Source organism: Schaedlerella sp., from assembly GCF_056796775.1.
The window spans coordinates 1-19,326 of the sequence record NZ_JBQIKP010000067.1 but is presented as its reverse complement, the minus strand read 5'-3'; the positions used below and the strand labels follow the sequence as shown (position 1 = coordinate 19,326).

The window sequence follows — 19,326 nt, the reverse complement described above, 5'->3', positions numbered from 1 at the left end:
CTGAGTGCGAAGAAATAATTTCCCGCCTCTTTACCAAACCGTCTTAATGTCTTTAAATTACGTATGATTTCAAAACAAAAAATATTTAAGCGTCGGAGCTGACCTTCCTTTTTTCCTCGAAAATGCACCTTTTCATCTTGAAATTATGGAACCATTTGAAATGGGTATACAACTCCAGCCACTTTCCCAGGTACATCCTGGAGACTTCCTTTTCTGTATACCCCATCTGCAGCCCCATGAACACCAGCCACGCAAAATCTAACTGTCTGCTTCCCTCTTCCGGCTCTTCTGATCCTGCGTGGTCTTCTCGTTTTTTAGTTCGAAACACCGATAATATTCCTCGTGGAGCTTCAGCGCAAGTCTTACCGGGCTGATATCCACCTTGCGGGCGATCTCATTCCTGGAATAAGATCGCGGCTCCCGGCCTTCCTTCTCCGCCGCGATCTCCTCGCCTTCATTTACCATGAAGAAGAGCGCCGTGTTCACGGCCGGGATATCCGGCATCTGAAATTCTGTCTCCACGTTTCCCTCTTCATCCATGACCTTTTCCCCTTCCGCATCCAGTATCGGAACCCATGGGTAAATCTTTGTTTCAAATGTATCCAGGGATCCGAACTCATCCTGAATCTTTTCCAAGACCACCAGGTCACACTTAACCGGGTACTTTTCCCCGGACAGTTCAATATACTTTAATTCCTCAAACATGTCTTACCTCCTGTTCAGACAGTCTCCCCGCCGTTTTCTTCTCCTCCTGTTTCCTCACCGCCCGATTCACCGCCGGTTGTTCCTCCACTGGTTCCTTCATCTTCCGTGCCATCGCCTCCGGGCTTTCCGCTCTCATCTACACCACCAGAAACCTCACCTTCTCCGGAGCCTCCTCCGCTTCCTGATTCTCCGCCCCCTTCCGGTGTCTGAGCCTGCTTGATTCCGGCCATTTCATCAATCCAGTCCTGGGCCTCCTTCTCCGTATCGTAGATCCTAGTTTCTTTCCACAGGTTATCATCAATCCCGATTGCCTGTCCTCCAATAGAAGGCGTCTGGTACTCAATGTTGTCCCCTTTCGTTTTGAAGCTCTCCTGCCCTTCCGCAAACTTCACTTTATAGATCCACATCGCAACATATTTCTTCAGGCCGTCCACCTTTTCATCCATATAGATCCCTAGCCCCACATAATTGGATGAATCCGTTGTCCTGTTTTTGATGGATGTACCGCTTTCCCCCTCTTTGGAAACCTCATGCCCAAACATGACCTTATGTGCCTGGATCGGCAGAGTATCTGTCCCCAGCGTTACGTCCGCGTACTTAAATTCCTTATCGGATTCTAATTTTTTGTTATCCGCAAACAGTGACCCCTCCGCATACTGCGGGCTGATATCCAATGCCATCGCTTTACCGCAAGTAAAGCCGTCCGTATACTTCGGAGTCCCCGCGCTTTCATCCAGTTTCGCTACCGTTGGTTTTGCTAATCCTACATATGCCATAACCTATTCCTCCAATTCTTCCTCAATGTCACACTCAAAGACGAGGTGACGCTTCTTCGCTTCTCTCAGTACCGTAACCTCTGGATAGGTAAAGCCCTGCTGATGCAGCGCCCTCCGCACCTTGTTTTTCAGTTCGATGAAATTTTCTTCTGCCGGGACGTAAAGGTGTACCTGTACGCTTGCCCTGACTGCTGCCGGCGCATTGTCGGCATAAAAATCAGCCCTTTCGTCCGCGTAATTATACACAAAAAAATGTTCCTCACTGCCCTCATAGATATCCGGAGCGTGAGGAAATCCAAAGGGCTTGATCGCCGCTATAATCTTTTCAAATTCCGTCATCCTTTTGTCTCCCTGTCAAATACTTCCTGCATCTTTTTCAGCACCGGCTCTTCCGCCGTATGGACGGCCGGGGTCAGGACAGGCGTTGCCGCCTGCCGTCCGCCCACGCCGTATTCCAGGGCTGCCATCTTCTCCATATTCCTCACTCCGTCTTTATCCTTCCCCGTGGGGCGCACGCAGATATAATACCCCTTCTGGTTCCTGGATGCCCCGGACGGTTTTATGGAATCGACCATTGCCCCTGTGTCCTTATGTGCAGACGCACCCTTCACCACAGCGTCCTCCAAGATGGGAACGGCCTCTTCCAGCATCACCGGGGCCAGCCTCTCCGCATCCAGCGAAGAGAGTTCCTTCATCAGGTCGTCAATGCCTTCCACTTCAAATTGTGCCATTCTGCCTCCTTTCGCAGGTCAGGACCATACTCATTGACCTGTCCCTCCGGTATGTCCGCCTGACCTCGTAAATGCTTCCGTCTGATTCATCCATCAGGCTGCCCTCCCCGGAATAATTACAGGCCAGGATCTCAATATTCTGATCCGCTGTATACCCTTCCTGGGATGCCAGGATCTCATCATTCCGGGTCACATCCGTAAAGCTGGCCGGGATGCTCTCTGAAAGTTCCCCCGCCGGCTGGTAAAACCCGTCTTTGTCCTGAGTGCTGTTTCCTTTTTTTAGAAACCTGATACTTCCATTCCACATCAGGAACCACCTTCTTCCAGGGAAAGCCGGAATACTTTCTTCCGGTAGAGCTGCAGGTACTTCTCCGTGTCCGTGCGGTCGTTTCCCAGGTATGCCTTTACATACAGGCTGACCGCCGTGACCACGCCCTCATAGTCATCCGTATTTACAAGGAGCCGTTCCGGAACCCCGGATGCGGCCATATCCGCCAGGCAGTCTTTGATATACAGCTCAATGTCCGCGTCATAGACTGTAACGGATCCCGCAATCCCGCATCTGTTTTTCACGATTTCTAACATGATATCTCATCTCCTGCTGCCTGACGGCCATTCTTATTTTGCTGCCGGCGTTTCCCCGCCTGCTACTGATGCATCGTCGATCGTGATCTCCCCGTTCACAAACGCCTGGTCATCCTTCATCTGGCAGTCCTCCCGTTCAATCGCCCGGAACAAGGTCAGGTCCTCCTCAAAAGCGTTCAGGCTTCCCGCTGAGGCAATGTTGGAGGAAATGATCGTAAGCTGCTTCCTGTCGAAGAACTTGATCCCTTCTTTCAGGTCACCGATGACCATCGGTATCTTCCTCTTCTTTGCCGTAGCTACGTCAGAAGGGAAATCCGCGTTCGGGATCACTTCCACCGGGACCACCGTTGCGCCGGCGCAAAGCCGCATCTGCATCGGGTCGGCCGGATTCGGCTGCAATAAATACTTCCCGTCGGAATCTTTGAGCGTATCCAGATACTGCAGCCCGTCATCATTCGTCACAATCCTGGATGTGGACTTGAAAGCCGCTCCCAGTGTAACGTTCAGTGCCTTCTTGATATCGTCCAGCCCGGACAATGCCGTTTTTTCCTTCTTATTGATCACGGTACGGATGATCTGATTCCTGGTCACACGGGATTCGTCACCGATCCAGGTGATCAGCACAGAGCTGATGTTGGCGTCAGAATCCTCAAACAGCTCATTGGTCACCGGGAAATATCCCGCATACTTTTTGATCTCATAATCCATCCGCTCAAACTGCGGGGTATCCTTCTTTGGAACCTTTCCGCCCTCCCCGATCTGGGTGAAGCCGGTCTGCTGCGTCCTCTTTTTAAATGTCCTGGAACCTTTATTCGTGGCAACAGACTCCACATCCACCAGATTGATCAGGGACGCCTTCGCCTCCCGTCTTTCGTTAATCCTTGTCTGGATGTCCTCCGGTACCGTATATCCGCCGTCCGGATTGCTGCCCTCGCTCATATCATCAGACACCCGGAACCTTCTCCTTGCGGCATTGGCAAACTCATGCACGGCATCTTTCGGAACTCCAGGCTCTTCCGGATCTGTCCCCCCTGACGGAGCTGTCTCCGCGGTGCCTGCTGCCGCGCGGTTCCGCATTTCCTCCAGGCCATCATCATCCAGGTCTTTGAGCAGGTCAAACTTATTCTGCATTTCTTTCAGTTCATTCTTCTCTGCCAGTGCCTCCTCCAGGCTTCCTGCTGCTACCAGGTTCTGGATCGCCAGCTTCTTTTCATTGATCGCATTCAGTAATTCCAATAACTTTTTATTCATCTTGTTTCTCCCTTCCACGAAGAAAGACTTAGACGCCGTACAGCTCCAAGTCTCCCAGAATCTCTTTTTTCAGTTTCTCGTTTTGATCGGCTTCCGCCTTTTCCTGGATGACCCTCTGCCGGATCTCTTCCGTCAGCCGGAGTCCGTCATAGGCATTTGTGACCTGCATCCCGGCCCCCAGGGTTTCATCCGCAAATCCCATCTCGATCGCCTGGTTTGCCGTCAGCCAGGTCTCCCGGTCCATGATCTTCAAGATCTCTTCCAGGGGTTTCCCGGACTTCTCCGAGTAAGAACTGGCCAGCGCTGCGTTCAGCTCCTTCAATGCCTTGGCCCGCTTTTCATACAGGTGATAATCTCCGCTTGTGTACCCGCTTCCGGTTACGTTGTGGATCATGATCATCCCCACCGGGCTGATCAGTACACGGGCGGCCCCCATGGCCGCCACACCGGCAGCACTGCCCGCCAGGCTGTCGATCTCCGCAACAGAGTTCTTACATTTTCTCAGGAGCGTGTAGATCTCCTGGCCTGCGTATACATCCCCGCCCCCACTGTTCACGAGCACGCGCAGCTCCTCCCCCGGATCCAGCGTATCAATTACGGACTTGATATCGTTCGGGCATGTAGATTCCCATTCCAGCCAGTCATAGATCCATTTGGTATCATTGTTGATAATGTCACCCCTGATCTTCGCTTCCTTCATTTCCTTCACCTTCTTTCCTGTATTGCTGTCCTATCATAGTGATCGGCATATAGTTTCCATTCACCATCAGGATATCGCCTCCATCCTTCTGCGGAAGATCCAGATATTCCCTTGCCTCGTTTGCCGTATAGATGCCATTATTTACCGCAGACGCCAGATTTTCCATCTGTGTTTTCGAATCTGTCCGGAGGATCACTTTTTCATTGTATTTATAGTAATACCCTTCCCTGATCTCCTTCGGGTTCAGACATTTATAATTGATCTCCTCTTCATACGCCTTCATCCGGTATGACATGGTATCTACTAAAAAAGCCAGCTGCTGCGTCTCACTGTTGGCATAGCTGGACTTTTCATAATTGTTGATCTGGTTCGGTTTGATCCCGAAAGCCCCGGCGATCTGCAGCGCCGAATATTTCCGCAGTTCAAAGAACTGGGCGTCTGTCAGGCTCATGTTCAGCGGCTTCAATTCCAGCCCGATCGGAACCGGTACGATCTTCCCGGCATTTTTGCTCCCGGTTAGATATTTTTCATACCGGTTCTGCAGTTCCTTCCGCCGCTTTCCATCCAGCTCACCTGCCGGAAAATACATCACCGCGCTTGCAGTCAGCCCTTGCTCATAGAGATGGTTCATGAAGGTCTGGCTTTCCAGCGCTCCGTCAATGGATGATCCTATGATCTTCCGGACCGGCTCCCCCATGATCCCATTCAGGCTGTACCCTGTCTTAAAATGCATGACATCCTCCTGGGGGAATACATACAGTTCCCCGGTCTTCGCATCCGTGTACTGGTAATACAGCTTTCCCTTTTCCCGGAAGATTCCCGCGTCGTCCATCAGCACGGTGACATCAGAAGACGGCATCAGCCACAATCCATAGTTTATGACCTCCCCGCCATACCGATCCGCAAGGAAGTTCCTCTGTATCCATACATACGCATTTCCGTAATGCTGACAGTTCAGCTCAACGGAAGACCACAGCGTGGTGGGCGTCATGACCGGGTTCGGCCGGACTGTCAAAAGCCTTGTCATATCTGTCGGTTCCGCCCGGATCTTCCCCTCCGGTGTATCCTGGTAATATTTCAGCGGCAATTTTCCCATTGTCTCCGACAGCATTTTCATACAGGTGAAATATGTCACCTCGCTGATCTTCCTCTTATCCCTGGTTGTGATTCCCAGCCAGTCCAACAGTTCTTCATCCTCCAAGTTTGCCGTCGGCATGGTCAACGCCGCCCATACATTCCTGATTCTGTTCCATACTCCCATAATTACCACTCACTTTCCAAAAACGCATCGATCGAATCCAGAAAATCCGATCCAAATGTATGATACATCGCCAGTTTGAATGCGCACAGTATCGCGTCCACCGGGTCAATCCTCTTTGTTGTCGCATCCTTATCAATCTTTATCAGCCCCTGGTTCTGCCGGATCACCGCATTACTCATGGAGTAATTCAGAAGAGGGTTATACGTATACAATATATTCCGGCAGTATACCTGTTCCCGGAAGCCCTGGGTCGATTCATTCAGCGACTTATGGCTCTGGAATACCTCTTCCACGGTGTAGCCTTCGTCCGACAAGTCCATCATCAGCTTGGCTGCATTGGCCGGATCGAAGCAAAGGCACTCGATCTTCCATTCATTTTTTTCGCAGGTCTCCAATACATACTTCATAACAGCGCTCTGGTCCACGATCGGCGTGTTCGTCACTGTCAGGAATCCCATCCGTTCCCATGCGTCATAATCGACTTTGTCTTTGGCCTTTCTTTCCATCAGCTTCTCACGGTTCGGAATGAAGGAATGGGAGTATACGATATACTTCACGATCTCTTTTCCTTCGGCATCAAACTCACCGGACTTGTATGGAATGATAAATGCTATTGAGGTCAGGTCCGTCTTTGCGGACATATCAAAGCCCACATATACGCTCATACCGCGGGTATCTATCAGGATCACGTCCGTCTCACAGGCTTTCCACTTCGCCATATCCATGTAGCCGTTCTCTTTGGCCTGCACCCAGACGTTTAAGCACTTCGTCAGGAAGGCCGTCATATGCTCCGGAATTTCCTTTGCGATCTTATACTCTTCCCGGATCTTTTCCTTCCCTTCTTCATACGTCATGCGGATCGGGTTTGCCTTTTCCCAGAGGCTTTCATCATCCAGCCCGCCGATATCCTCATAGTCCTCCGAATCCATCTCGCATATATCAACCAGGTATTCCTCATTCTCCACATCCGAATCCGGATCCAATATTTTGGAGCAGTAGGTATATTCCGTCACATAACAGGGATATGTCAGATCCATCCCCGCCGTTGTGATGATCATGAGCAGCGGCTCCTTTGTATTGGATCCAAGCCCCAGGTCATAAAATTCTGTTGTCTTGTGTTGATGATACTCATCAATACAGATTCCCGCTGGATTGGTTCCGTCCCCTGATTTTCCATCCTCTTTACTCAGCGCCCTTATGAAGCTCCCTGACCTGATATGTACAATGGAATCCCTCGTTACATTGAACTTTCCACGCAGCGGCGATCCCCGGAGCATCAATCCGGCCTCGTTAAATACGATCTTGGACTGCTCTCTTTTTACACCGGCTGTATAAAATTCACAAAGTTCTTTGTTTTTGGCCGCCATCACAGAGATCTCATAAAGGGCGATCCCCGCCTCTTCCTGAGATTTTGCATTTTTACGGGCTACCTCTGTGAAGGATTTCTTAAAACGCCGCCTTCCATCCTTTTTCCGCTTCCATCCGTACAGCTGGCAGATCCGGAACTGCTGCCAGTCTGTCAGATTGATCGGCTCCCCGGCCAAAACTCCTTTTGAATGCCGCAGAAGCGCAAACCAGTCTATGATGTTCTTTGCGGAATCTTCACTCCAGTAATGGGGATAGTCCTGGTCTGTCTCAAATTTTTCTGCGTCTGCCAGGAACCTCTGGCAGGCCCACTTGTGCTTTTTACAGCTGATAATTTCCCCTGTTATGCACTTCTGGGCATACTGTTTGATATTCTCATATACTTCCATCAAATCGCACCAAACTCCTCCATGATCTCATTCTCTTTTTTGTCCCTTTTATTGACCGCCGCTTTCAGCCGGGAGTCTATCGTCAGCCCGCACAGGGAAGCGAAGCGCCGCATCTCTGAGGCGTAGGTCTTCTGGATATCGACCATCGGATTCTTGACTGTGATCGTCCCGGTCCTGGTCTCACGCTCTATGCAGTAATCCTGATCCCGCATGGCTTCCGTCACTTTGATATAGTTGGCGTATGCGTTGCAGTATCCGGCCAGGTTTGCGTAATCCAAGTTCCCTACAATGTCGATCTGATTCAGCTCCTTGACGATCCGGCGCCACTCTTTTCTTGCCACATCATCCACCAGCCATTTCGGCGGGGTCCTCAGCTGGTTCCTTCCGGTGGTCACATACCGCTCTTCCTGCTTCTTTTTCTGCTTCTCATCCTTCGTGTTGTGGGCGCTCTGCATGTCCACGATCTTCCTTGGCCTCCCCATCTGGATCCCCCTCCTTTCCGTTTTTGCCAACTTATTTTTCGTATTCGGAAATTTATGTGAAGAAGGGAGGACGTGCGGTCGATCCTGGCCGCCCAAAACTTTTCCGCATGCCCCTCCCCTATCTGTTTCGGTATTCTGAAAGCATCTTCTGTAATTTTTTCTGTGTTCCGGGTTTCTCTTTTTTGTACATCTGTTCGATCATGCTGTGTGTCTCGTGGCTTAAGCTCATCAGGTTGTTGATGTCCATGCGCTTCTGCCAGTCATCCTGCAGTGGGATGATGTGATGTACTGTGTCGGCCGGCACCAGCTTTTCTTCCGTCATGAAGAGATAGACATCCATGCCTTCATCGGCTTCCATTGCTGCCGACCGGATCCGGATCCATTCCCTGCTGCCATAGAACTGTTTGCTTTTCCTGTCCCTGCTGTATCGGTCATACTCTTTGTGCCTGGCTTTGATGCAGGTGCAGGTTGAACCTGACGGGATGCGCTGGCCGCATCTGCTGCAGCGTTTGTATAGCGGCATAGTATCTCCCCCCTTTCCATTTGTTTTGATATGCAAAAAACGCCCTGCATCTTGGTGCAGAACGCCTTTCATAACATGAGGGTTCGGTTTGATCGTCCAGCTCCGGAAGTTCCCTCTTCCCTTGCTTTTCGATGCTACCATAATATCACAGATGTTACTGACATTCTATGACATCTTTTAGATTTTCAGGCAAGCGGATATGGGCCAGTGCTTTACCATGGAACCGATGTACCTGCCGCTCGGAATACCGCATCTTCTCCGCGATCTCCCACCAGTCAAGCCCCTTTATGTAGCGATAGAACAGAACATCCTTCTCATTTTCGCTGGACAGCCTCTTGATCCTGGCAGCAATGTCCTGGTATGTCCGAATCCGGTGATACCGTTCCTGTATCAGGTCCCGTTCCATGTCATCCAGTTCCGCGGCATATCCTGACAGATCTTCCTGGCCGGATCCATGGGGCATGCCGTCATTGTTCAATGATATGGAAGCCCTCATGGAACGGATCTCCCGGATCTCTTCATTTATGCGGTGAATCCTGCGGACATGCTGCAGATAGCTTTTCAGGTATTCTTTCTTTTTCTCGTTCTCTTCTTTGACTGCCGCTGTCCTTGCTTTATCTTTGTCCAATGCAACCACTCCCCTTTTTATTTATATCACGGCTCCGTACTTCCAGGACTCAACTACCTTGTAGATATTTTGACATAGCTTATTCTGGGCGGGGCCTTAAAATCCTCCATGTGCTCCAGCATGCACTCTTTACACCCAGGCTTACGGAGGCCCACGCATCCGTGACGGATTATTGTTTTATCGCTGATCGGACAATAATTAACACTCCCAACAACATAGGTCGCCAGTTTGTCTATAATCTCCTCGTATTCTGTCAGCTTTTCAGCCACCTGCAGCAACAATTCCGCCGTCCCTTCAATTTCCCGTCCATATGGTAGTTGGACATATGACTTTGCGTATATTTTTGCCATATCGCTTAATTTCTTCATAATTTCCTTTTTTTTACCTCCCTTTAAATTTGAAGCTTGATCTGCTCCGCTTCCAGATTGTAGTTCATCCACAATGTCTCAATCCGCCGCTTGTTATCCTGCGCCCTGGCCGCAATCTGCACTTTATTCCAATTTCCCAGGTAAAAGTCATACAATTCGCAGTCATAGCCGGAGATCGTGACCTTCGCCTTGCTGCCAGTCACCACCTCCAGCAACTCTATGTGATCCTGATCTGACATTTCGTGATTATACTGTTTCCTCCCTCCCCTGGTTGACCACACATATGGCGGATCCAGGTACATCAGCACATTTTCATGGTCATAGTCCTTGATCAGATCCAACGCTGGCCGGTTCTCAATCTGTACCTGTTTTAGCCTTATTGCCATCTCTGCGATACACTCCGGCAGCTCGTTCCAGTACTTGACAGCATATGCATATTCCCTTCCATTCACGTCCTTTTTCCACCCTCCACTGTCTCTGGTCATACGGAAACCGTGGCTCTGCATGGATTTCACTGCAAAACAGGCAGCGCGCTCCACCGGCTCCACCGGATCATCCCGAACAACCTCTTCATATGCCTGCCTGGCGTATGGCGTATAGGTGATCCGTTCCTGCAGCTTCTCCCGGCTTCCGGGATTCCGGATCACCCGGAAGAAATTCACCACTTCCCCGTCTAGGTCGTTGACCGTTTCGATCGGGGCCGGTTGCTTTGCAAACAGCACGGCTCCACATCCAAAATATGGTTCCAGGTAGCTGTGGTGGGGCGGCATGTGTTTGATAATCCAGGAAGCGATTCGCTTCTTGCTTCCTGGATAATTTAGCACTGATCTCATTCTTCTAAATCCTTCCTAAACAGCTGCTCTACACGGTTCCTGATATTGTCCAATGTCCTCTTTCCGACTCCCCTTGCAGACGCAACCGCTGTCATGACCTCTTCCAGTTCTACTCCCGGAACGCTCTCCCTGCCGTCCTCGTATCCGTACTTGTACAGGTCCGTGCAGAACCCAGTGAACTGCTGGCGGTCGAACTTTTTGACGTTTTTGTATACTTCCCTGGTAATCTCCGGCATGACGCCTTTTTTATTCCTGTTCATGATCTTTTCTCCGTTTCGTTTATTTTGGCTCCTTCATGGCTGAGTATATCGCAAAGGAACTCTCCCATCCTGCATCCGTCACAAATTTCCGCCAGTGATTCCTCGTCTGGCTCCATCTCTGGATATTTACAGAGAACGTCACAGACATATCCCATCATTTCCGCAGTTATTTTATCTAAATTTTTCATATCTTTTCCTCATGCTTCATCCTTCACCCTGACCGGCGCGCCCTTCTCATACTTGTCGCAGTCTTCCACATCGCATCCCCGGGAACGCTTCCCGGATTTCAAAGCATATTCACATTTGATCCCTGATCCGTTTTAGATGTAAGCTGCCGCCCTGTATTTGCAGGTCTTGCACAGATGGCGGTCAGCGTTCTTCCCCTTTGTTTCCGCCAGCTGTTCCCGGATCTTTTTTGCCGCGGCCCATACCGTAACGTATTTTATTCCCGTCTTTTCCGCTATCTCAGTATTCCCCATCCTCCGGCACCATAGGCCGGAAGATGAAGAAAGATGGCTTGTACGCTGTGTGACATACCTGCCTGTGTATCCATACGCCTATTCCAGCGGAGGTACCTTCCTTATAATATCCTCTATATCTACGATCGTGCTTTTCTGCCCGTTCTGCATCACCGGCCTGCTGCCGATGTCGATATATTCATAGTCATACCATCCTGTTATAAATGTCACATATCCGGTTTCTGTCCGTTCCCCGTTCCGGAATTCTACATGATCCCCAATCGCAAGGCTTCCTGGTTCCATCGCCGGTCCTCCCTCATTCCAAATAATTCTTCCTGCTGATCTCCATCCATTCTTCCCTGGTATGGCTCTTCTCATATTCTTCCTGGACGATCCGGCAGAGCAGCTCCCGCATTTCCTGATTGTTATGCACTGCTTCCGGCCCTGCCCTGTGATGATCCAGACACAGATCTACTTTCAGCCCTTCCGCCTCGGAAATATCACGCTGGCCGGATCCGAAGAGGATATGGTGATCTTCTGTATATTTCTGCCTATGATCATTGTGCAGTCTCGCGCAAAGAAAACAGGTGCCCTTTTCTGTATTCAGGATGCTTTGCTTATGCCGCTTCCTTTTTTTCTTCCATTGCGGCTTTGGAATCGTCAGTCCGCTGTTTTCACTCAACAATATCAATCTCCTCTCCATGATCATCCACTTCCGTTTTCAGCCACTTTTCCCATCGTCCAGCGTCAGTCAGATCCGTAAATGTCTTGCTCCGCAGATCTTTTATGAATGCGGTTATGTATAACGCCGCTGTATATTCTGTCTGTTTATCTAGGTATGCTTTTCTGGTGCCATAGGGCCTGTCCATTTTTTCCGGATCTTCCGCCTCCTGTAAATCGGCTTCCCGTTCAGTATTTTCAGGCGTTTTTTGCGCCGGCGCAATTTGGTTTTGACCTGTTTCTTCCGGTTCGTTCATGAACTGCGGGCAATATTCCGGCATATCTTTCGTAAGTTCCATCTGCCCTGGAATCTCGTCATCTTCCGGCATGTTCTCCGGTACACTTTCTGTCTTCATCTGCGGTTCCGGCTCCATAGAATCCTCTTCCGCTTCCGTGTTTTCAGGCGTTTTTTGCGCCGGCGCAATTGCAATTTCCCCGAATGCCTGCTGCCCATCCGCATCTTTTTCAGCGTATGCCTGCTGTCCGTCCAGCTCTTTCTCAACAGACGCCTGCTGCCCGTCCGGATTCTCTTCATCTTTCTTCTGCGGTTCTTCCGGATCTTTTTCATTCTGATCTTTCTGACTTCTCTCCGTATTCAGTGTTTCCGCCGTTTCTTCACCTTCAGCCTTCTCTGAATCTCCCGCATCGCCAGGATCAGCTTCCCCTGCCTGTGCAGCATCTACAGGAGTACTCTTCTCAGCTTCTTCCTTCCCGAAGTATCTCTGCCAGGTATTCCTGCCTTCTGCCGCATCCCTGAAAATATCCACCGTCACCCCGATGAACTCCTCCCAGGTTATTTCCTGGGGAGAAGCACCGAACTTTTTGACGGCAATCTTATCCTCATACATGATCAGGAAGAACAGGCCCTTCTTGTAGGAACGGTTCCCTGACGGGTTGATGATCTCCGCCAGGCTCTTGATGTTTTCCTTCTCAGTCCCCAGGTCCTTTTCAGAAAATACCGCATTCAGGATCTCTTCGTTGTCCTTGTAAAAATTCTTGATCACCTCCCGTAGGTCATCGGCCACGCCCATTTCCGGCTCCGCCTTATTGAACTTTTTCAGATCCCGGATGTCCTGCCTTGAAGTCTCCGGCTGTACCATGCAGCGGTCCTCCTCCGGCAGCTTCAGCATCTCTTCCAGCTGGCTCCTCCCTAGCTCTGCGTATTCCGGACTCAGTATCTCGGAATATCCATCTGCGGAATATTCCCGGTTGATGCTGATAAATCGGCTTGTGGTAGATGCTTCCAGCCCCAGCTCCGCCTTGGCAAACTCCGCTATGCTCTTATATCCGTCATTTTCATATAGCTTCTGTTCCTCAATCTGCCGGAGCATGAAGCCGATCCGCACAAAGCTCTGCTTGATCCCAAGCAGTTCCCTTCTCAGCTTCTGCTTCATCTCCACCCAGTCAGTGAGCGTCATCTGTACATATTCCATCCCGTACCTCCCTGCATCCAAATAATTTATATTTTTCTAGCCAAGCATGACGTTGATTTGATACATCCCCATCATTTCCGATTCCTACGCCGACGCCGCGGCCGGCACCCGTATCCGTACTTCCTGACTCTTATATCCGTCATTTTCATATACCGACAGCGTTCCCGTTTTTAATTTCATCAGCCAGGTGTCCAGCCATGCCTGCATATTTTCTTTGTCCGGTTTCCCGTCCTTATTTCCGTACCACTGGATGATCCTTGGATTCCTGGCATCTATCTCAACCGTGATGTATGGAACATCCGGCTCTGTCTTGTGCCTCAGCATCAGTATGTATGTCTTTCCCGTGTTGTGTTTGCTCAGGTAAGTGTCTCCTCCCACACAATGGTGGAGCAGCCGCCCCTCCGTGACAATTTCCTCCGCCGACCTGGCCGGTCTGATGAGATAGCTGTCATCCTCGTAAAAATATTTCTTTCTCAGGCTTCTATAGGCGCGGCGGATCTCCGGATACTTCTCTGCCGCTTGTTTTAGATGTTTATCCATCTCCTCTTTGTTCGTTTCCAGTACCATCCTGGTATGTGCCTCTCCTAAATCCCGCGGCTGTTGATATACCGTATTGTTAAGATCATAACCCAAGGACAGCCTCATGCTCAGATAGTCCGTATAGGTTGTGGCCGTGTGCCTGATCCGCTCTGACGCGTTTCCGCACTCTGTCCCATACCCACAGCCGGCATATTTTTCTATACGGTTGAGTAGTTTCTGCAATGTCATGTATCTGGTGGCCATTTCCACCTGTACTCCGCTTAAATGAGTCTCTGCCAGATGTTCAATCTGCCCCTCTGTCCAGTTCTCGCCCAGACGTTTCTCCATCTGCATGACTTCCAGGATCTGTATGTCTCCTTTCTTTCGGATGAGCTGCTTTACCCTTTCCTTTCGGATTCCCAGGAACTGATCCGGCCGTCTTGCATTCTGATCAGCAATAATGCCGTAATAGCATTTGACCAGTTTTTCTACCACGTGATCCAGCCCCATCTTTACCATGATCTCAATCTGTGGTGTCTTGCTATAACGCTCCAGGTAATCAATCGGATTGATCTCTCCCGCACTCTTTGCGTATTCCTGTAATGCGCTGTACCGGAACATGGTCTCTTTCATTTCCTCATAGGTTTCCCGCATGATCTGCCCTGCGTTTATTGAAATATTATTCATGCCTTGCAGGTTGCAATCATCCCAGAAATCCTTCCCCCTATACGGATCATGCTTGTGATAGTCTATCTGGGTCTTTTTGCCCGGCTCAAAATACGCTCTTGCAATCTCTATTCCGGAGAGCTCTTCACAGGCGTTGTACATTTCCGTGCCTTTATCCCCACAAATGAATCCCAGTATCCACTTTTTCTCCACTTCCACATACCGCATGACCATTCCATTTTCTTTGTACTTCTGTCCCAAAAACAGATAGACAGACTTACTGTGCGTTCCTTTCACTTTTCCCTGACATTTATACTTTCCACGCACTCCACACATCGGACAGGTCCCATATCTGCCCTCCCTCGGTTCTTCCGTCCATCTCTGTAACTGGCTTTCATAGGAGATCCCGTTTCTCCATCTTGCGTCTGTCACTCCTCCGCATTTGCTGCAGGCTATCTTTGCCCAACTGCCATGCTTTTTGTAATACAGGTAATGCTCTTCTTGGAAATACACTCTATCTGCTCTTTCCAGAATCATTTTCTCCGGCAGTTCCCCAGTATGTGCCATTCTGTCTGCCAGTGCCTCCTGACGGCGTAGATATTTTCTGTGCTCTCTGTTCCGTCTGTCCGTTATCACAATATCGTCCTCATGCCTGTATATGTATTGCCACCAGTGTGACTCATTGTAGACTGTAGCCTTGCAGAATTTTTTGATCCTTTCCAGATCCTCCGTACTCTGCAGGACGTTTTCTTTCTCTGCCCGCCAGGTGTCTGATCGTTCTGCCCATATCAGTCCCCCATAGCAACTGTCTGTTTTCACTTTCTGCCGTGTCCATTCCTCCCGTTCCGGCCAATATGTCCCGAAATCTTTCTTTGTGAGCACGATCCGCACCGCCGGCGTGTCTTTTGATCCTTTATGGTTCCGATACACCTCAAGAAAAAGATGCTTTTCATGTCCCACGATCTTGACCGCTGTGACTCCGATATATTTCACCTCTTTCTTTCTGCTGGTTTTCTTTAACCCCAAATACGGTATTTTCTCAATCGCTTTCTTTTTCATCCGTTCCGCCTACTTTCCCATGTAGTAGTCCCTGATGATCTTTTTCGCCCGTCCCATCCCCGGGATTCCGAGTGCCACCCTGGAAGCGGTTACGCCTGCTGCCTTCAATATATCTTTATCAATCCCGATCTTGTTCTTGAAGGACCATTTGAGCAGCTCTTCGATGCATCCCTTTAAGGATCTCCCCTTCCCGCGGACCGCCAGGGCAATCTCCTCATTCTCCATGCACTGGCCTTTCAGATATTCCACCCAGTCCTCCATAATCTCCTTCGGCTTCAGCTCCTCAGCTTCCACCTCGATCTTGCCGACTGCCGCCGTCAGCGGATCGCAGAGCATCGGCAGGTCTCCCTGCATATACATTTCCACAATTTCCTTCTGGATCCCGTTCTCCTCCGCCATTGCTTTCAGGCTTCCCATGTCTCCTTCGTTGAAGAGATTTTCCGCCAGCTCGTTAATCTCCTCATAGGAATCAAACTCTCCAAACTTATCAAACATATGTCCATCCTCCATTCTTGCAAAAATCCTCATTTTTCCCTGATTTACTGAATGCGGGACCACTTTTCCACATTCCTCTGCCGATCTGCGGCAGTTTTCCCGCACGTCATTCCCTGTTTTCCTTGCATTTACTGAATGCGGCGGCATTTTCCTGCGTTCACTGTCCTGCTTCCAGTAATTCCGTCAGCCGATGGCTGTAATCGTTGTGTTTACTGAATCGGAATACGATTTCATGCCGGTCCGCCAGCTCCGTGAACTGCTGCCACAGATCCCGGTTCTTCACTTCCCCGCCTCCGGCCTTCTTCCATTCACTCCTCCGCCAGTCTTCCAGGCTGCCCCGCTCCGCTGTATTCTTTACAAAGACGCAATCCGTATAGACCGTCACGCTGCACGCCACCTTCAGCAGGTCCAGCGCCCGGATGACTGCCAGGAGCACGCTCCGGTTGTAGGTGGTCTCCTTCTCTTCCCCGGATATCTCCCTGGTGACCGCTCCTTTGCTGCTTATGTACTCCACAACCGCCGCATATCTTCCATCTCGGATACACGGCCCCTGCAGGCTGGTCTTTACAAATACCTTCACTGTCTTCATATCAGATCCTCCTGTGCGGATTCGTCGGCTTCATCAGTGTGTAGTGCCTGTACTGATAGCCGGTCACCGGATTGATGCCTTCATGGCATGTCCCCTTTTCCAGGATCCATCCCTTCTTCACATAGGGCTCCTTCGGCCAGCGAATCAGCCTCCGTATCTTCGGTTTCGGCAGGGGCATGTTCCTTGACGCGGAATGACTGGCTTCCTTGATCTTCCTTCCTTTTTTCTCCGGTTCCTCAGACTCCCCCGTTTTCTCTGTCTTCGTTATGTAAGCTGCCAGGTCTGCGAAGCCTCCCTTCTCATACATCAGCTCGTTGATCACCTTCCCATGGGGCCAGGCTTTTGTCAGCAGGATGTCCGTATCCTCAATCCGGTTGATCACCAGGTGCACATGCCACCCTCCCTTTGTTCCGTGTTCGATATTCCGGATCCAGAAGATCTCATACCCCTTCTTCCGATACCAGTCTTTCATCTTCCGGATGAACCTCTTGAAGTCCTCCTTCGCCTGCTTCATATCCGGAGGGCGTTCCTCCTTCCGGTAAGTCAGCGTAGTAAAATAATCATTCTCTTTGAAATACTCCCGCATCCGCCACCTGGTCTTCTTCTCCCGGTTCATCTGATTGACTTTTTCCATCTGCTCCGGTGTAGGCTTTTTCTTTTTCTCCCGTTTCTTTCCCGGAGCTCCATACCTTCCGTCATGGTATTCCTCTATCTCGATAAACTTTTCAAACCTGTATATTTTTCTTATCGTACCCATACATCCTCGTCCTATATTTAATATCTTTATCAAGTGATAAAATGGGCAAAAAATCCCCATTTCCCTTGACTTTCGGGCCCCACGGATGTATACTGATATTGTCTATATATCCGTGTGGCCGAAAGCCATTTTTTAACACATCCAGTGCGAATGGATGTGTTAATTTTTTGCTGTTTTCAAGCTGCATCCATACAGAGCAGGCATCATCCCGGAAGATGCTTCCGCCGGATCCTCTATCCTGTCTCCTCCGCTGATCATAAGATCACATACCCCATCCCTGTTTCAACGGATCTCCTCTCTGCGTACTCTTTAACCTGCTCCATGGTGTCCAGACCGGCAGGGGCGCACTGGATCGTATTGTCCTCCCACCGAATCCACGGCACCCATGCCATCCCCCTGTATGTTCCATACGTTCCTGCTGCCATTTGTTCTCCTTCCTTGTTATCTTGCAAAATAGATCAACAGAGCCAGGCAGGACAGGTTCCCCAGCACGTACCCCAGCGCCAGGCTGCAGGCACACAGGATCAGCGCTGTACGCTGCTTCCGTTTCTTCTGCCGGTGCTTGGCAAATGCACGGTCGTATTTATCCATAGGCTTGTCCTCTCTACCGCCCTCAGGCGGTTTCCTTCTTTTGCATACACTCTAAAATAAACTGCGAAAAATTGTTGATTATCCGCTCAATTTCTTCTTCCGATTTTTCAGCATATGCTGAATCGTCAATCTTGCAGGTGCACTCCCCCAGCTTCATAGTTTCAACAATCAATCTACACCACCTCCATCTTCTTAATTAATCCATATGAATCACTGGTTGTACTTGTTGCTTATAACTACTAATCATTTTCCCTATCTTCATATTCCCTGCACTTGTTTCCAGGTCTTGTATTTCTGGAATGCTGCTCACAATATCCACAATCAACCGCTGTATGTATATCCAGCTTCCCTTCATGTCTGCGCCAGTAGTACTGGAAATATTTTGCACAGTTGATACAGTGCTTCCCTACGATTGCAATTCCATATGGTGGCGTTAATGTTTTAGTTCCCATGTGTATCTCCTCCTTTACATACTATTTGTACTAGTACATATTGTATGTTTTTTCTTTTTTTATATAGTAGTACAATTTGTATGTAAAGTCAACACTTATTTTAGGAGGTTTACAATGTATGGAAAAAGGCTTCGCTCTGCCCGCTTAAACTGTAATCTCACACAACAACAGGTAGCTGACATTCTCGGAATGACTGTAAATGCCTACCAAAAATATGAGCAGTCCATGCGCTCTCCATCCCTTGACACATTGATAAAATTAGCTGACCTTTTTAATGTGCCAACGGATTGGATTCTTTGTCGAGATGATTATTTGAAATCTCTCGGAGTATCCGTTGATGTACCCCAGTGATATCTTCAAGCATATCCCATAATACAAAGTCTCCTGTTCTACTCCCTTGTTCAATTTTTTGATAATAAACAAGGCTGATTTCTAACTTATCCGCCATCTGCTGCTGCGTCATGCCCGCCCTCTGGCGGGCTTCTTTTAAATTCTTCCGCATTTCTACTTTCACCTTTTTATGAATCACTGGTTGTACTTGTTGCTTAATCTTTTTCTTATTTCAAAGTAGTTTTTTCTAGTGTAGCGTCTCAATCATTTTTTAATTTATGCTAAATATACGAAAAGCGCTTGACTTTTTGCACTAAATATGCTAAAATATATGTAGAATATTTAGCATGAAGGAGAAAAGAAAATGTCAATCACAAAATCGTATAACAAGCAAACCGAT

The 19,326-nt window shown here is 49.3% G+C and carries 31 protein-coding genes; 1 reads left to right on the top strand and 30 read right to left on the bottom strand.

The genetic code is table 11. The features are described from left to right. Positions 1 to 85: 85 nt before the first annotated feature. The 29 genes from ACTOY7_RS19845 to ACTOY7_RS19705 all read right to left on the bottom strand — a co-directional run bounded on the left by ACTOY7_RS19845 (position 86) and on the right by ACTOY7_RS19705 (position 18,596). On the bottom strand, positions 86 to 226 hold the full coding sequence (locus tag ACTOY7_RS19845; RefSeq protein WP_482671696.1) for a hypothetical protein: 141 nt from the start codon (positions 224 to 226) through the stop codon (positions 86 to 88). Positions 227 to 258: 32 nt separating this feature from the next. After that, complete coding sequence (locus ACTOY7_RS19840) at positions 259 to 705, bottom strand: hypothetical protein (protein ID WP_160284598.1); 447 nt, start codon at positions 703 to 705, stop codon at positions 259 to 261. 14 nt (positions 706 to 719) lie between these two features. After that, complete coding sequence (locus tag ACTOY7_RS19835) at positions 720 to 1,481, bottom strand: major tail protein (protein WP_160284599.1); 762 nt, start codon at positions 1,479 to 1,481, stop codon at positions 720 to 722. A 3-nt stretch (positions 1,482 to 1,484) separates the two neighbouring features. Beyond that, positions 1,485 to 1,820: a phage tail protein gene (locus ACTOY7_RS19830; protein WP_160284600.1), complete on the bottom strand. Its 336-nt coding sequence runs from the start codon at positions 1,818 to 1,820 to the stop codon at positions 1,485 to 1,487. Continuing rightward, positions 1,817 to 2,212, bottom strand: coding sequence for a hypothetical protein (locus ACTOY7_RS19825; protein ID WP_482671695.1), 396 nt, complete (start codon positions 2,210 to 2,212; stop codon positions 1,817 to 1,819). The genes ACTOY7_RS19830 and ACTOY7_RS19825 overlap by 4 nt, the downstream gene beginning before the upstream one ends. Then, positions 2,199 to 2,519: a hypothetical protein gene (locus ACTOY7_RS19820; protein WP_482671694.1), complete on the bottom strand. Its 321-nt coding sequence runs from the start codon at positions 2,517 to 2,519 to the stop codon at positions 2,199 to 2,201. The genes ACTOY7_RS19825 and ACTOY7_RS19820 overlap by 14 nt, the downstream gene beginning before the upstream one ends. Next, on the bottom strand, positions 2,519 to 2,797 hold the full coding sequence (locus ACTOY7_RS19815; protein ID WP_004075974.1) for a phage head-tail connector protein: 279 nt from the start codon (positions 2,795 to 2,797) through the stop codon (positions 2,519 to 2,521). The genes ACTOY7_RS19820 and ACTOY7_RS19815 overlap by 1 nt, the downstream gene beginning before the upstream one ends. Before the next feature lie 33 nt (positions 2,798 to 2,830). After that, positions 2,831 to 4,048 (bottom strand): phage major capsid protein, encoded by a 1,218-nt coding sequence (locus tag ACTOY7_RS19810; RefSeq protein ID WP_482671693.1) that lies wholly within the window; start codon positions 4,046 to 4,048, stop codon positions 2,831 to 2,833. Positions 4,049 to 4,076: 28 nt separating this feature from the next. Next, positions 4,077 to 4,748, bottom strand: a complete 672-nt coding sequence (locus ACTOY7_RS19805; RefSeq protein WP_160284605.1) for a head maturation protease, ClpP-related — start codon at positions 4,746 to 4,748, stop codon at positions 4,077 to 4,079. Further along, on the bottom strand, positions 4,723 to 6,009 hold the full coding sequence (locus tag ACTOY7_RS19800) for a phage portal protein (RefSeq protein WP_482671692.1): 1,287 nt from the start codon (positions 6,007 to 6,009) through the stop codon (positions 4,723 to 4,725). The genes ACTOY7_RS19805 and ACTOY7_RS19800 overlap by 26 nt, the downstream gene beginning before the upstream one ends. A 2-nt stretch (positions 6,010 to 6,011) precedes the next feature. Continuing rightward, a complete protein-coding gene (locus ACTOY7_RS19795; RefSeq protein WP_482671697.1) occupies positions 6,012 to 7,763 on the bottom strand; it encodes a terminase large subunit in 1,752 nt (583 codons plus the stop codon). After that, positions 7,763 to 8,245 carry a phage terminase small subunit P27 family gene (locus ACTOY7_RS19790; RefSeq protein WP_482671691.1) on the bottom strand — a complete coding sequence of 161 codons (483 nt, stop codon included), beginning with the start codon at positions 8,243 to 8,245 and terminating at the stop codon, positions 7,763 to 7,765. The genes ACTOY7_RS19795 and ACTOY7_RS19790 overlap by 1 nt, the downstream gene beginning before the upstream one ends. A gap of 118 nt (positions 8,246 to 8,363) precedes the next feature. Then, a complete protein-coding gene (locus ACTOY7_RS19785; protein WP_482672342.1) occupies positions 8,364 to 8,768 on the bottom strand; it encodes an HNH endonuclease in 405 nt (134 codons plus the stop codon). A gap of 154 nt (positions 8,769 to 8,922) precedes the next feature. Further along, the gene (locus tag ACTOY7_RS19780; protein ID WP_482671689.1) at positions 8,923 to 9,405 is read right to left on the bottom strand and encodes a sigma-70 family RNA polymerase sigma factor; all 483 of its coding nucleotides are present in this window, start codon (positions 9,403 to 9,405) and stop codon (positions 8,923 to 8,925) included. A gap of 44 nt (positions 9,406 to 9,449) precedes the next feature. Then, on the bottom strand, positions 9,450 to 9,764 hold the full coding sequence (locus ACTOY7_RS19775) for a hypothetical protein (RefSeq protein WP_482671688.1): 315 nt from the start codon (positions 9,762 to 9,764) through the stop codon (positions 9,450 to 9,452). A gap of 23 nt (positions 9,765 to 9,787) precedes the next feature. Next, positions 9,788 to 10,597, bottom strand: coding sequence for a DNA adenine methylase (locus ACTOY7_RS19770; protein WP_482671687.1), 810 nt, complete (start codon positions 10,595 to 10,597; stop codon positions 9,788 to 9,790). Beyond that, positions 10,594 to 10,857, bottom strand: coding sequence for a glutathione peroxidase (locus tag ACTOY7_RS19765; protein ID WP_482671686.1), 264 nt, complete (start codon positions 10,855 to 10,857; stop codon positions 10,594 to 10,596). Before ACTOY7_RS19765 ends, ACTOY7_RS19770 begins: the two co-directional genes overlap by 4 nt. Then, positions 10,854 to 11,045: a hypothetical protein gene (locus tag ACTOY7_RS19760; protein WP_482672341.1), complete on the bottom strand. Its 192-nt coding sequence runs from the start codon at positions 11,043 to 11,045 to the stop codon at positions 10,854 to 10,856. Before ACTOY7_RS19760 ends, ACTOY7_RS19765 begins: the two co-directional genes overlap by 4 nt. A 132-nt stretch (positions 11,046 to 11,177) precedes the next feature. Next, positions 11,178 to 11,336, bottom strand: coding sequence for a hypothetical protein (locus tag ACTOY7_RS19755; RefSeq protein WP_482672340.1), 159 nt, complete (start codon positions 11,334 to 11,336; stop codon positions 11,178 to 11,180). A 78-nt stretch (positions 11,337 to 11,414) separates the two neighbouring features. Next, positions 11,415 to 11,618 carry a hypothetical protein gene (locus ACTOY7_RS19750; RefSeq protein ID WP_482672339.1) on the bottom strand — a complete coding sequence of 68 codons (204 nt, stop codon included), beginning with the start codon at positions 11,616 to 11,618 and terminating at the stop codon, positions 11,415 to 11,417. 13 nt (positions 11,619 to 11,631) lie between these two features. Beyond that, complete coding sequence (locus ACTOY7_RS19745; RefSeq protein ID WP_004068312.1) at positions 11,632 to 11,997, bottom strand: hypothetical protein; 366 nt, start codon at positions 11,995 to 11,997, stop codon at positions 11,632 to 11,634. Further along, positions 11,990 to 13,468 carry an ICP22 family protein gene (locus ACTOY7_RS19740; RefSeq protein WP_482672338.1) on the bottom strand — a complete coding sequence of 493 codons (1,479 nt, stop codon included), beginning with the start codon at positions 13,466 to 13,468 and terminating at the stop codon, positions 11,990 to 11,992. Before ACTOY7_RS19740 ends, ACTOY7_RS19745 begins: the two co-directional genes overlap by 8 nt. An 84-nt stretch (positions 13,469 to 13,552) precedes the next feature. Beyond that, positions 13,553 to 15,712 (bottom strand): PcfJ domain-containing protein, encoded by a 2,160-nt coding sequence (locus ACTOY7_RS19735; RefSeq protein WP_482672337.1) that lies wholly within the window; start codon positions 15,710 to 15,712, stop codon positions 13,553 to 13,555. A gap of 9 nt (positions 15,713 to 15,721) precedes the next feature. Then, positions 15,722 to 16,207 carry a hypothetical protein gene (locus ACTOY7_RS19730; RefSeq protein WP_250779736.1) on the bottom strand — a complete coding sequence of 162 codons (486 nt, stop codon included), beginning with the start codon at positions 16,205 to 16,207 and terminating at the stop codon, positions 15,722 to 15,724. Positions 16,208 to 16,364: 157 nt separating this feature from the next. Then, positions 16,365 to 16,796, bottom strand: a complete 432-nt coding sequence (locus ACTOY7_RS19725; RefSeq protein WP_394683606.1) for an RNase H family protein — start codon at positions 16,794 to 16,796, stop codon at positions 16,365 to 16,367. A gap of 1 nt (position 16,797) precedes the next feature. Continuing rightward, positions 16,798 to 17,553 (bottom strand): rolling circle replication-associated protein, encoded by a 756-nt coding sequence (locus ACTOY7_RS19720; RefSeq protein WP_482671893.1) that lies wholly within the window; start codon positions 17,551 to 17,553, stop codon positions 16,798 to 16,800. Positions 17,554 to 17,807: 254 nt separating this feature from the next. Continuing rightward, positions 17,808 to 17,978, bottom strand: a complete 171-nt coding sequence (locus ACTOY7_RS19715; protein ID WP_482671892.1) for a hypothetical protein — start codon at positions 17,976 to 17,978, stop codon at positions 17,808 to 17,810. Between the two features lie 16 nt (positions 17,979 to 17,994). Beyond that, a complete protein-coding gene (locus ACTOY7_RS19710; protein WP_482671891.1) occupies positions 17,995 to 18,144 on the bottom strand; it encodes a hypothetical protein in 150 nt (49 codons plus the stop codon). A 239-nt stretch (positions 18,145 to 18,383) separates the two neighbouring features. Then, positions 18,384 to 18,596: a hypothetical protein gene (locus ACTOY7_RS19705; protein WP_160280639.1), complete on the bottom strand. Its 213-nt coding sequence runs from the start codon at positions 18,594 to 18,596 to the stop codon at positions 18,384 to 18,386. Between the two features lie 114 nt (positions 18,597 to 18,710). Between ACTOY7_RS19705 and ACTOY7_RS19700 the strand changes: the two genes are divergently transcribed. Then, complete coding sequence (locus tag ACTOY7_RS19700; protein WP_160280640.1) at positions 18,711 to 18,947, top strand: helix-turn-helix domain-containing protein; 237 nt, start codon at positions 18,711 to 18,713, stop codon at positions 18,945 to 18,947. On the opposite strand, the gene ACTOY7_RS19695 is transcribed toward ACTOY7_RS19700, so the two are convergent. Beyond that, on the bottom strand, positions 18,868 to 19,098 hold the full coding sequence (locus tag ACTOY7_RS19695; protein WP_160280641.1) for a helix-turn-helix transcriptional regulator: 231 nt from the start codon (positions 19,096 to 19,098) through the stop codon (positions 18,868 to 18,870). The genes ACTOY7_RS19700 and ACTOY7_RS19695 overlap by 80 nt on opposite strands. Positions 19,099 to 19,326: the final 228 nt, after the last annotated feature.